Consider the following 12,686-nt stretch of genomic DNA (forward strand, 5'->3'; position numbering starts at 1 on the left):
TTTTATGCAAACGGTGTTGAGAAAGAGATAGCTTGTATGGATTAAAAATTGGCCTTTAGACTGACTGACAGTTGCCGCTCAGGTCCCATCCAGCAATTATTGATGTCATAGCAGGCACCCACGTAGGTTTTATCAAACAAGTTATTGATGCTAGCGCCAACCGTAAGCATAGGGTTGATTTGATAATTGCCGCCAACGTCTACCAAGGTCACACTTGGCAGCTCATCTGAGTTTTGTTTATCAAGTTGCATGCCATCCTCATAACGCACGCCTGCGTTTAGGGTAAGCTTGTCTGTAGCATAATAATCTGTCCATAGTGTGGCCTTGTGTTTGGCCGTTTGCGCGGGCGTATTACCGACTACATCAGGGTTGAATTCATCTGCTGTGATTTCAGCATCGGTATAACTGTAGCTTGCGGCAACATCTACCCAGTCATTGAGCATGTGACTGCCTGAAACCTCAAACCCTTTCGAGCGGATTTTACCGGTTTGCGTTTGGCTTCTATAGTTGATCTCATCCGCTACGACGACGTTTTTTTGCGTGATATCGAAGACCGCCAATGTACCTTGTGTGGCTCGGTCGGGAGAGAGATACTTGATACCTGCTTCTAATTGATCTGCCGTGGTAGGTTCAAATGGTTTGTTGGTAATAAAGTTGCTGCCTACGACAGGTTGAAAGGACTGCGAGTAGCTGGCATAAGGCGATATACCATTATCAAAAGCATAGATGGCCGCGAGACGACCACTGGTTTTTGATGCATCATTATCAATCGTTTGGTCGCTATAGACTGCACCAGCAGATGCTTTGGTCTGATCAGTCATACTATCAAAGTTATCATGACGCAAACCTGCGACGACCGTCAAATCTTGCCATTTCATCTCGTCTTGTACATAAAACCCAAGTTGGCTTTGTTCGATACTCTCATCCTGACGATAGTTATTTAGCGGTAAAGTATCGGCATTGATCTGCGAAAAATCGGGATTAGACAAATCAAGGTTTGGTGTGCCATCCGCCCCAGCATCATAGTAAGTGGCGGTGCTGTCTGTTTCTTGATATTCCACACCGAACAACAAATTGTGTGATGTATTGGCAGTATCTAGTTGATAAGCGAGCTGATTGTCCGTGGTCCAATTACTCATGCTCTCATCGGTCGTGTAGGCCACGCGATTCAGTATTTTATCACTACCACTCACAAACCCATTGTTGTACATATTGCGCTGCTGCGCCTCGGCATCGGTATAACGAAGTATGTGCTTAAAGGTCAGCTTGTCATTGATATCCCAGTTGACGGTAACACTTGGCATGAGCACTTCTTTGCTAAAGCGATTCCATTTGTCGCCTGCATAAGCATCGCTACCCAGCTTCCCATAGCTGGCATTGTAGACAGTGCCCACAGCAGGTAGCGGCGTCGAGGGCACCATCTCCGGATCGTCTTGATAAAAGACATTGGCAAGCACTGAGATATCTTCTGTCGGTCGCCACTCGATTGATGGGTTAATCAGAGTACGCTCTTCTTCAGTGGTCTGCATCTGACCATCTTTTTTACGCTTTAATGCTACTAAGCGATAATTTAGCGTGTCTGTGATAGGGCCTGTCGTATCTACGCCAACTTCTTTGAGGTTTTGATTGCCAAGTCGCAGCTGCACCTCAGACGCTTGGGTGCTTTTTGGGGTTTTGGCAACTTGATTGACCAAGCCGCCTGGTGATGCGTAGCCATACAACGAGGATGCTGGCCCTTTTACCACCTCGACCGACTCGGTTGCATAGATATCTACTTGCGGCATCAGATTCCAAGCGCCATCGTAGGGCAGTCTTAGTCCATCATAAAAGTTGGAATACGTTTTAAACCCGCGGATATTGTATTCATCAAAGATAGACACTGTCCCGCGGCTCTCAGCACTGATACCCGGCTCGTAACGTAAGGCGGCATTGACGCTGTCTGCCTGACGTTTTTGCAATAATTCTTGATCAATTCTGGTATAACTCATTGGCGCATCATTGGGATCTAAGGCGGTTTTTGTACCTGTACTGCGGTAGCCGTCGGCATAAACAGTGATAGTATCCAAGGTGGTCGATGGTGTGGCGGTCTCATTGTCTTCAATATTGCTTCGTATGTCTTCAGCGTAAGCGCTATGACTGACGCTTAAGATCAGACCAATTTGTACAGCCGTAGTGAGACGTTTTTTTTGAATGGATTTGGAGGTGACAGGAGACCGCATCGTATGTCCTATTAGCAAGTTATCAGTGAATATGGCAGGTTATTTTGGCAAGAGTAACTGCTGTAGATAATAACACTAATGATTATTATTATCATTAAAAATAATCGCAAACCGTCATTGCTTTATTGGATGCAATAACTAAAGAATGGGTCGTCTAATATAAAAATGGACTAAAAATCAATCTGTTACAAAAGTGATTCGCTATGAACAGTGGTGTTTGAATACGTTTTCTCGTATCATGCAGCCGTAGCGAAAATATAGAAAAGATGACTGGCGTAAAAAACGAAGGTAATCACGATATCTGTGATGATTATCCATACGTTTGGGTCATTTATTGAGCAACCAAAGAGTGTTAAAGGTCATATCCATGAACAGACAATCCCTTCAATCGGACAATAATCAGCGCTATTTTACGGTATGGCGTTGGCATTTTTATGCTGGCATGTTTGTAGCGCCTTTTTTAATCATCTTAGCGTGTACAGGGCTTGGGATGATACTCATGTCCAACACCTTGGGCCGAGACAATGATCGTTTGACTGTGCCTACGCCAGAATCAATGGTGCAAGCGCCTGTCGCTACTCAAGCCAAAAATGCGCTGGGCACGTTGCCTGATAGTACATTGATCAAATATATCTCCCCTCGTGAGAGCGATACCGTGGCCTTGTTTCAGGTAGTATCAGAAGGGCATGACAATATGGTGGCGGTGAATCCTTACACGGCCGAGGTTGTTACAAGCACGCCCACCAATAGTGACTTGTATAGTACATTTGATGATATTCATAGCGATTTATTATTGGGCAGAGTCGGCGATTATATTCAAGAAACCACAGCCTCCTTAACGATTTTAATGATTTTAACGGGCTGGTATCTGTGGTGGAAAAAACGTAAATCTGTCAAAGCTATGTTGATTCCTGATGACAACACTACGCTTAAGAAAAAACGCTCATTTTTTCGAACCATTCATGGAACATTAGGAAGTTGGATATCGATTGTATTGTTGTTTTTTTGCATTTCAGGTATGGCGTGGGCGGGTATTTGGGGCGAGCGAATTGTACAAGCATGGAGTCAGTTTCCTGCGGGTAAGTGGGGTGTTGCGCCCATACCGCTTTCGATTGACCATAGTCAGCATCATGTTGGTATGGATATGGATATGGACAACGCTGATGCCGCGCCGCACGTTCATGGCGCAACACCAGCGATTGCACCAACACATGGCGATGCACTAAACACCGGCAGTACCAAGGATGTGCCTTGGGTACTAGAGTTGACACCGATGCCCGTATCAGGGACAACGATGGGTGAGAACGGTATTGCGCCCAATATTCCCATTATGATTGATACGGTAGATCGGTTTGTTCGTGAGATTGGTTTTAAAGGGCGTTATCAGATGAATTTGCCTCAAGGCGCGACTGGGGTATGGACGATTAGCCAAGATTCGATGAGCTATGATATGAAGAGCCCAACAGCGGATCGTACAGTGCATATCGATCGCTATTCGGGTAATGTCTTAGCAGATATTCGCTTTGATGATTACAATGCTTTTGGCAAATTTATGGCCGCAGGTGCCGCCATACATATGGGAACGCTAGGATTATGGAGTGTGCTTGCCAATGTGTTATTTTGCTTATCTGTCATTGCTATTTGTGTGAGCGGATATGTCATGTGGTGGAAGCGCCGTCCGCGTGGCATCGATGAGAGGATAGGATTGAACCCGCCCGCTCGTCATCTTACTTTATCGGTGTGGTGGCCGTTTGCCATTCCTTTATTGATAGTGGCGCTCATATTTCCGACCGCTATCATTGCCATTGTTGCCATAGCATTATTGGATTTCTTGGTGGTATCTCGGGTTGATTTTCTGCGTAAGCTACTAAAATAAAGCTTCAAAAAAATCGCATTTATATCAAATAAGTGATTTGTTTGACTACTAAAAAAGGGCGTCTTTTAGCAAGACGCCCTTTTTATTGCAATCGAATCAATATGATTGACGCTGTATATTTTTACTCATATGGCTTAAAAATTAAAAGTCGCTGACACTTTCAGTGCAGTAGGATCGCCTGCATTTAGATAGCCATAGGTTGGTAGGCCACCTACTGATTGCCAGTAGTCTTCACCAGTGACGTTGGTCACCATGCCTTTTAACGTGACATCTTGTCCTGCCAGTACCGTACGATAACGCGCACCAAGGTCTAGCGTGGTGTAGCCATCAACCTTCAATGTGTTGGCCGCGTCTGCATAACGAGCGCCTGTATGGATAATATCGCCCGTTAATGTTAGTCCTTCGATGGCGGCTAAATCATACTCTAGATTGACGTTGCTTTGGAGCTTAGGCACACCAATCACGCGGTTGCCATCCAATGTTATATCGCCTGTGTCTTTTTGCTTAGCACTCAAATAGGTGACACCTGCGATCAGGCGCATGTTTTCGCTTGGACTACCAAATACGGATAATTCAGCACCTTGATGACGGTTTTCTCCGGCTTCCACAAAAGTGTCATTGTCATCAACATAAGCGCGTGGCTCATCGGTACGGAATATTGCAAGACTGCTGCCAATCATACCATTGTCGTATTTTACACCAACCTCTGTTTGTTTGCTGACATAAGGTGCCAAATCTTGACCACCATTGGTGACCGTGGTGCCACCTTGTACCAAAGGTGCAGTATCTCCTTTGGCTAGGCTCTCGATATAGTTGCCATAGACAGACCAGTCCATACTGGGTTGATAAACAAGACCGACACTAGGTGTCCATTTGCTTTCATCGTAATCCGAGGTCTTTTCTTGCGTGTTGTAATCATAGCTGGTTGTTTGAATGTTTTGATGACGCACGCCCACGGTGGTTTTTAATTTGTCATCGAACAGAGAAAAAGTATCTGCTAGCGCGAAGCTTTGTAGCTGCGTTTCGCCTGTTAGTTTTGGGTTGTCTAAGTCACCACCAAAAAAGGCGGCGTCTGACCAGCTGTTATCACGATACTTAGTAGGGCTGTATAAGTTGGTCGCAAGTAAGTTACTAAAATCAAAACCGTAAGCGCCTTTTTCTTCTTGATCATAAATCTCTGTTGCGATTACCCAATCATGATCTATTTTACCCGTTTGTAATTTACCACGTAGACCAAGCTCCGCACTTTGTACCAAGTCTTTTCGAGCATTGTCAAAGCGGTAAGTTGTGCCTGTACCATCGACGTCATTGACCGTTAAATTGGCTAGTGAGTTTTCTTCCTCGCCACTTCTGACGCCATAAGCACCATAAGCCGTGATGGCATCATTGAAGTCATATTCGCCTCTAATGGTACCGAATACGTCTTCTTCGTTTGAATATGTCCAAGGCTGTGCCCAGTTTTTGGTTGCTTTTGGCGCTTTTGGTACTCTAGAAACTCCTTCAAGCGTGACGTTGGTGCGAGTCTCATTCATCTTGTTGTCTTGCCAACCTAGGTCAGCAGACAATCGATACTGATCGCCTCTATAGTCTAAGCCCAAAGCGGCTAGACCGAGTGTTGCAGATTCGTCGTCGATGGCGCTGTCACCATCTTGGTAAGCAGCATTGAAACGCACGCCAAGTGCATCATCTGTACCAAAGCGGTCACTCACATCTACGGCTACTTTGCCTTGATCGCCCGGACCATAACCGAGCGTTACCTCACGTAGTGGCTCATTACCAGCACGTTTTGGTAGTAGGTTAATCGTACCACCTGAGTTACCGCCACTTGGAGCTGCACCATTTAGCATGGTAGAAGCGCCGCGTTGGACTTCGACGCGCTCAAACAATTCAGTTGCGATGTACTGTCTTGGCAATATACCGTATAGACCGTTGTACATGGTGTCATCTGATGTCGTCACAAAACCGCGCATGAAGTAGGCTTCTTGAAAGTTACCAAAGCCTCTTGCGACGCGGACAGTCGGGTCTTTTTTGAGTAGATCACCCACACTTTGTGCTTGCTGATTGGTGATGTATTCATTGGTATAAGAGGCGGTGGAGAATGGCGTGTCCATAATGTCTTGATTACCCAAAATACCGACTCGGCTACCAGTCGCCACTTGCCCACCTTCATAGGCAGTCGGCAATCCATCAGCTGACGCATCAGCACTGCTGGTCACTACAATTGTATCAAGCACCACACTAGGGTCAGATTGAGTATCCGTGTTTGGCTCAGTTTGTGCCCACGCAACTTGGCTTGCACCAATCAGTAATACTGAGGTAGACAGGCAGGTTGAACCAAGTGATCGTAGAGAAGATGGTGAGCGAAATAAAGCAGAATATAAACGAGACAGTTGCATGCAAGCAGTTCCAGCAGATGGTTGAATTGCTTATTATAATGATAATTGTTTTCATTACAATATTATTACAGGATTAAGTTTTAACCTATCTGTCAAGGATATAAACAGTTACCAACGTTATTTTATTGTTGATCTTCATGCTGATGCAGGGGACTAAGCTTATCGGTAGTCGTTTGGATAACAGTCTGATTGCACGTGCAAAAAAAGCCAATATTTATCCGTAAAAGAATTAACTGTTGTGGATGAATCATAGCGTAAGCTTGTCTTAAGATTCGTTTGTTGTAATAGCGATATCTCACTTAGATTCGATATCTAACGATTCTATTGCTCGCAAATCAACGAATTATTTAAGGAATCATGGCTATGACTAAAAACAGCATAATAAACCCGACTCATGAGTCCGATCCTTTGTTCTCAAATACCCCTAAAACGAGGCAGGTACGCGTTTGGGATATCTTAGTCAGAGTGACGCATTGGACAGTGGCAGCTGGTATTACGGCCAACCTGTTGTTTACTGAAGCAGGTAGTCAATGGCATCAATATGTTGGTTACACTGTGGTAGGGCTGGTGGTCGTACGTCTACTGTGGGGATTGGTTGGCACACGCTACGCCCGTTTTAGTGATTTTTTGCCCACGCGATCTCGTATCAAGCGTCACCTATCTGATTTGGGCGCTCGCCGTATAGATGAGCAGCATCTGGGACACAATCCATTGGCGGCCATCATGATGATTGCACTATGGGCTGTGATTATAGGATTAGGTATCAGTGGTTATCTGATGGAAGCAAACATGTTTGGTGATAAAAACCTGCTGGAAGAAATCCACGAAACACTGGCCAATAGTTTATACTTACTTGTCCCCTTGCACATTATTGCTGCGATTGTCATGAGTTATTGGGAACGACAAAATCTCGTTAAATCGATGATAACGGGTAATAAGACGGTGACAATACGTCGTCCACGATAATATATAAAACAGAGGAGTGCTCATGGCACGCATCTTATTAATAGAAGACGACAACAATATTGCAGAAGGTATCGTGCTTGGCCTAAAAAGTCACGGCATGATGGTCGATTGGTTCTGTGATGCCAAACAAGGTGAGATAGCATTGCAAGAAAACATGTTTGATGCCGTGTTGCTGGATTTGACGTTGCCAAAAGGGGATGGGATGACAGTACTACAAAATTGGCGACACAAACGGATAGATACGCCTGTATTGATCATCACTGCTCGTGATGCCATTGCCAATCGCGTGGCCGGATTGAATGCAGGCGCTGATGATTATTTGGTTAAGCCATTTGCCTTAGATGAGGTGGTGGCGCGCTTGCAAGCTTTGATACGGCGCAGTCAGGGACGCAGTCAACCTGAGATTCGCTATGGCGAAGTCGCTTATTGGCCGCACAACCATCAGGTCTCTTATCAAGGTCAAGTCATCGAATTAACCATCAAAGAAGTGGCTGTACTTGAGCAAATGCTGACGCATCCCAAACAAGTTCATAGCCGAGCCAGTTTGGAGGACAAGCTTTATGGCTGGCAACAAGACATCGATAGTAACGCGATTGAAGTGCATATCCACCATTTACGCAAAAAACTGGGCAATGATTTTATTTTAACCAAGCGCGGTATTGGCTATTATCTCAATCCAGCGCTTGGCTAATGAATGATCTATCTTTAGTTTGACCTTTAATAGATGAGCCGTATGTGAGCTTATGAAAAGTATCCAGCAGCGATTATTAATCTCTTTACTCATTGGTCTGCCTTTACTGTGGCTCATCACATCGAGCTTCATCGCTTGGCGATTGTGGCACGAAATCAATGAGATGAATGACACACAAATCACGCAAGTTGTGCGCTATCTGATTGGCATATCTGCGAATGACAGTGATCAACAAAGCAGCGCGCAAGAAAGCAATGATCAAGAAAGCCGCCAAGGTGAGCGTAAAAGTAGTAACGAAAAGGTGGATAGCGAAATCCCTGTTGCCAAGATATATAATTTAAAAAGTAAGGAGCTATCAGGGGATCTTGGTGATGCTGAAGATGATTATATGGGCTTTGCTATTTGGGATAAGCAGGGGCATCTGTTGGCAGCTGACGAGAATGGTCAGTCTTTTTCTTTTTTGCCAGACCAGCGTGGTTTTGTAGAAGATGATAACTCAGCCTATCAGCGCCTGAATCCGTTTAGCAAGCGCTGGCGATTGTTCTATGCGCACGAAGATTATAGTAATGATAATAATAGCAAAGATGGTAAGCGTGGAGGACGGGTATTGGTGGTTGGTCAAAGCCTTGACTCTCGTCAAGAAATGATTGTTAAAGCCATGTCTGTGCAAGTGCTGCCTATGTTAATTGGCTTATTTGCCTTTATGGTTTTGGCGGTTTGGTTGATACGGCGCGGGCTGATGCCGCTCAGTCAAATCAGTGCTGAGGTTGAACAGCGACAACCGCAAGATGATAGTCCTATCACAGCAAATGTCCCGCAAGAGATTCAACCCTTAGTCACTGCTCTAAATGTATTGTTTATTAAAGTGGCAGATACTCTAGAACGTGAACAGCGCTTCACGGCGGATGCCTCTCATGAGCTGCGCAGTCCGCTGGCTGCGCTAAAGCTACAGGCAGATCTATTGCAACAGCAGCTATTGCAATTGTCTGGTATAGAAGATGACAATCAGTTGTTTTATCACACACAAAGAATCAGTGATGGTATTGAGCGTGCCACGCATTTGGTCGATCAGCTGCTGATTTTGGCCAAATTGGAACCACAACAGCAATTGCCACCTGAGCAATTAGAATGCCCAGATTGGCTTATGCTCACCAATACGGTACTCAGTGATGTGAACCGTCTGGCGCGTGAAAAACACATCCAATTGAAACGTATAGTGCAGTGTGACAATCCTGAGGACATTTTGCCCATCCGTATCAATCCAGTATTGTTTAAATTGTTAATCCGAAACCTATTGGACAATGCCATTCGCTACTGTCCAGAAGGCTGTTTGATTGAGCTGCATTTAGATGTAAACACGATCAAAGTGATCGATAACGGTGTGGGCGTTGATCCAGAACAGCTAGAGCGACTCAGTGAACGCTTTTATCGCCCCGCCGGTCAAGTGCAGTTAGGCAGTGGTCTTGGCCTATCCATTGCCAATCGAGTCGCCGAGCTTCACAACCTTACGCTAGACTTTGCCAATCGCGTAGCACCAAAAACAGGCTTTGTCGTCACAATAAGAAGTAAAAAACCACTATCAAGGATGTTGTCGCAATAAGCTATCGTCAGGTCACTATAAAAAAGAATCATCGCGAGCGCAATGCTATGTGAGTAAAACAAAGGCTTTGTCGTTTGTCGCCTTCGTCGATAATGGTACCGCAAGCCGTCAAGGTTTATACCAACCACGCATCAGCATATCGCGTATCTGTCTCATTGAGTATGAGCTATAGCGTAAGCTTGATATATTCTTATGTCTCAAATGGTATGAGCCGCGGTGGCATCAAAAATGTCATCAGAGTCATGCTGTTCTGTCTGCACTTTTGGGGGTTTTATGCATCATTCTATTCATGACGAAACGCATTTGAGCAATCGCAATCATTGGCTGAGGGCAGCAGTGCTGGGCGCAAATGACGGTCTAATTTCGACTGCCAGTTTGCTGGTTGGGGTAGCAGCGGCGGGGCCGAGCAGCCAGACATTAATGCTGACAGGGATGGCCGCATTGACGGCAGGCGCTTTGTCGATGGCTGCGGGCGAGTATATTTCTGTCTCATCGCAGGCAGATACCGAAAAAGCAGACCTCGATAAAGAAAGATACGAGCTGACGCATAACGCTGAGCGCGAGTTACTAGAGCTCACAAAAATTTATGAGGCACGCGGCCTGAGTCATGAGTTAGCAGAGCAGGTTGCCGTGAGTTTGACTGAGCACAGTGCGCTAGAGGCTCATGCGCGTGATGAGATTGGGCTCACCGATCTTAGTCAGGCAAAACCCATTCCTGCATCAGTCGCTTCGGGCTTGTCATTCGTGGCTGGAGCGATAATTCCGATTATCGGTATAGTACTCTTACCAGCAAGCACTTTGGTGTGGTCATTAGCGATGTTGACTATCGTGGGCTTAATACTACTCGGAATCATCTCTGCTCGGCTGGGCGGTGCACCTGTTATCCCTGCGACTACCAGAGTAGTGGTTTGGGGCGTGCTCGCTATGGTGGCAACCTCGTTGATTGGTCGCTTATTTGGCGTGTCAATTTAAATGCGCATTCACTCCACAACCATCTAGCTGATTATCATGATTTTCCAGCATATTTTTTGATGGTGGGTAAGTCTTTGACAATGGCATTACCAACGACATTGGGAAATAACCGATTGAGCCATGCAAAAAAACGTTCGGGGAATCCCAAATGCTGATGAGACTTTGTGGTTGATATAAAACTCACCAATGCCTTTGCCACTGTTTCAGGCGAGTCCATCTTGACCTTCAATGCTTGATTCATTGCAACGACTGTATTTTTATTCATGGTGGTTTTTGTGGCTCTGGGCGCAAAATAGCGAAACTTCACTGAGGTATCGGCATACTCACGACCTAAGGCTTCACTGGCCCCGCGTAAGGCAAACTTACTGGCGCTATAAGCGCTAAAACCAGGATAGCCAATGCTCCCAAACGTTGAGCCAATACTTATTATTTGGCTAGGGCTTTGTTGAATCATCAACATAGGGAGCAGTCTTTTTATCAGCTGTAAAGGATAAGCCACATTGACCAACATCATCTGTTCGATAATCTCATCACTTTGGTCAGTGAGTAAGGCAAAATCATTGATACCTGCATTGAGGATGACCGTATCAATGACATTGCCACAGTCTTGTACTGTCTCTCGCAGCGCTGCTGTCAATTGGATTTGTGATGCCCGTGAGCTCAAATCACAACTGAGCGACAGTAGTGGTATATCAGGATACGCTTTTGCCAATGTTTTAGCCAAATACGTCAACGTTTGGGCGTTACGCCCAACCAAAATTACAGGTTGATTGTGCGCACATAATTGTGTTGCAATCGCTTGCCCGATACCACCTGTAGCGCCGATGAGTAAAGTGTATGACAGGGTAGACTGAGCTGGGTTTGATTGAGATGTTGATTGCTGGTTAGATGATGTCATGATATCGCATCCTTAGTGAATACTGATTTTTGAAACATGGATTTTTGAAACACAAATTGTAGTGATACGTGCGGCTTTCAATCGTCTGAATCTTTGATACCAAGTCCCATCGCAATATAAAGCTTACGCTCAGCTAAAGGCACCTCGATTTGACGACGACCATGCATGATGCGTTTGTTGTCTAATATCACCACATCACCATTTTGCCAATGCACTTCTTGAGTATGTTTTTCACAGATTTGCGTGAGCTCAGCGACCATTGCCTCATCAACACTTTGACCATCTGCTAAGGTAAACTCAGGTTTTTCATAGTTAAATGATGGCCCGAGCAACGTATTGGCAAAGGCGGGCTGTCCACTTAAATTGTCTGCGCGGATAGCAGGTATTTGTAATACGTAACGCACGCCATCATCAGCTTGAGGCTCTACGTAATGCATTAATGTCTTACTCGTCGTCGCAGTGATAAATGTATCTAAATCATCCAAACTTATTTGATCGGCGTTTGCTCTACCGGTCGCAGTCGCTACATAATTTTGCCAAATGGCTTGAGGCAAATAGCGACTGATACGCATCGGTTGACTAAATAGTGCTTTTAATTCGGGCGATAGTGCTTGATATACAGCATATCCGTCACAAATGGTCGTTTGTGAGCCTTTTTTGGCACTTAATTCGCTAAAAAACGCAATGATATCGGGTGGCATGGGCGTGTTGCCATTCTCGATGTGCAGTCCAATCGCATGTGTGCCAGCATCTACCTTTTGCGCTTCAGAAGTGATGTTTTGACGGGCAGGATCGTAGGTCAGGGTTTGACATAGCTGTCTCATCAATTGGCTAAACGTCTCTACATCGTAGTGCTGACCTCGCAGTAGTATCCAGCCCTGTGTTCTTAAGGCTGTTAAAATATCTGAGGTGTCAGACAAGGGTGGCGTCATTGATGATGGAAAAATGACTGTTTTAGCATCATTATCGTTGAGATGGTTGCTTGACAGTGGATCATGAGACATCGCGTTATGTGCCATAAGAGTGGTTTTCATAATAGAATCCTTCAAAAGTAAATGATAAATACCA

General features: G+C 45.1%; 9 protein-coding genes. 5 read left to right on the forward strand and 4 right to left on the reverse strand.

The genetic code is table 11. The annotated features are described in order from the left end of the window. Nucleotides 1–41: 41 nt before the first annotated feature. Nucleotides 42–2,219: a TonB-dependent siderophore receptor gene (locus CZ794_RS04180; protein ID WP_087040387.1), complete on the reverse strand. Its 2,178-nt coding sequence runs from the start codon at nucleotides 2,217–2,219 to the stop codon at nucleotides 42–44. A 367-nt stretch (nucleotides 2,220–2,586) separates the two neighbouring features. Between CZ794_RS04180 and CZ794_RS04185 the strand changes: the two genes are divergently transcribed. Next, the gene (locus CZ794_RS04185; protein WP_087040389.1) at nucleotides 2,587–4,095 is read left to right on the forward strand and encodes a PepSY domain-containing protein; all 1,509 of its coding nucleotides are present in this window, start codon (nucleotides 2,587–2,589) and stop codon (nucleotides 4,093–4,095) included. Between the two features lie 134 nt (nucleotides 4,096–4,229). Here the strand turns inward: CZ794_RS04185 and CZ794_RS04190 are convergent, their stop codons facing one another. Continuing rightward, nucleotides 4,230–6,491, reverse strand: a complete 2,262-nt coding sequence (locus CZ794_RS04190; RefSeq protein WP_087040390.1) for a TonB-dependent siderophore receptor — start codon at nucleotides 6,489–6,491, stop codon at nucleotides 4,230–4,232. A gap of 363 nt (nucleotides 6,492–6,854) precedes the next feature. On the opposite strand from CZ794_RS04190, the gene CZ794_RS04195 reads away from it, so the two are divergent. The 4 genes from CZ794_RS04195 (at nucleotide 6,855) to CZ794_RS04215 (ending at nucleotide 10,720) form a co-directional block, all read left to right on the forward strand. Next, a complete protein-coding gene (locus CZ794_RS04195; protein WP_087040392.1) occupies nucleotides 6,855–7,457 on the forward strand; it encodes a cytochrome b/b6 domain-containing protein in 603 nt (200 codons plus the stop codon). A 22-nt stretch (nucleotides 7,458–7,479) separates the two neighbouring features. After that, a complete protein-coding gene (locus CZ794_RS04200; RefSeq protein ID WP_087040394.1) occupies nucleotides 7,480–8,148 on the forward strand; it encodes a response regulator in 669 nt (222 codons plus the stop codon). A 52-nt stretch (nucleotides 8,149–8,200) separates the two neighbouring features. Then, entirely contained in the window at nucleotides 8,201–9,748 is a 1,548-nt protein-coding gene (locus tag CZ794_RS04205; protein WP_087040396.1) for an ATP-binding protein, read from the forward strand. A gap of 273 nt (nucleotides 9,749–10,021) precedes the next feature. After that, a complete protein-coding gene (locus tag CZ794_RS04215) occupies nucleotides 10,022–10,720 on the forward strand; it encodes a VIT family protein (RefSeq protein WP_087040398.1) in 699 nt (232 codons plus the stop codon). Nucleotides 10,721–10,754: 34 nt separating this feature from the next. On the opposite strand, the gene CZ794_RS04220 is transcribed toward CZ794_RS04215, so the two are convergent. Both CZ794_RS04220 and CZ794_RS04225 read right to left on the reverse strand, forming a co-directional pair. Further along, entirely contained in the window at nucleotides 10,755–11,618 is an 864-nt protein-coding gene (locus CZ794_RS04220; protein WP_087040400.1) for an SDR family oxidoreductase, read from the reverse strand. A gap of 77 nt (nucleotides 11,619–11,695) precedes the next feature. Next, nucleotides 11,696–12,652, reverse strand: a complete 957-nt coding sequence (locus CZ794_RS04225) for a TauD/TfdA family dioxygenase (protein ID WP_256958859.1) — start codon at nucleotides 12,650–12,652, stop codon at nucleotides 11,696–11,698. Nucleotides 12,653–12,686: the final 34 nt, after the last annotated feature.

The sequence above is a fragment of the Psychrobacter sp. JB385 genome (genome assembly GCF_900163785.1).
Lineage (GTDB): Bacteria > Pseudomonadota > Gammaproteobacteria > Pseudomonadales > Moraxellaceae > Psychrobacter.

Excerpts from the sequence above, each read along its gene's own strand:
- CZ794_RS04180 (WP_087040387.1), bottom strand. The coding sequence starts at position 2,219 with ATGCGGTCTCCTGTCACCTCCAAATCCATTCAAAAAAAACGTCTCACT.
- CZ794_RS04185 (WP_087040389.1), top strand. The coding sequence starts at position 2,587 with ATGAACAGACAATCCCTTCAATCGGACAATAATCAGCGCTATTTTACG.
- CZ794_RS04190 (WP_087040390.1), bottom strand. The coding sequence starts at position 6,491 with ATGCAACTGTCTCGTTTATATTCTGCTTTATTTCGCTCACCATCTTCT.
- CZ794_RS04195 (WP_087040392.1), top strand. The coding sequence starts at position 6,855 with ATGACTAAAAACAGCATAATAAACCCGACTCATGAGTCCGATCCTTTG.
- CZ794_RS04200 (WP_087040394.1), top strand. The coding sequence starts at position 7,480 with ATGGCACGCATCTTATTAATAGAAGACGACAACAATATTGCAGAAGGT.
- CZ794_RS04205 (WP_087040396.1), top strand. The coding sequence starts at position 8,201 with ATGAAAAGTATCCAGCAGCGATTATTAATCTCTTTACTCATTGGTCTG.
- CZ794_RS04215 (WP_087040398.1), top strand. The coding sequence starts at position 10,022 with ATGCATCATTCTATTCATGACGAAACGCATTTGAGCAATCGCAATCAT.
- CZ794_RS04220 (WP_087040400.1), bottom strand. The coding sequence starts at position 11,618 with ATGACATCATCTAACCAGCAATCAACATCTCAATCAAACCCAGCTCAG.
- CZ794_RS04225 (WP_256958859.1), bottom strand. The coding sequence starts at position 12,652 with ATGAAAACCACTCTTATGGCACATAACGCGATGTCTCATGATCCACTG.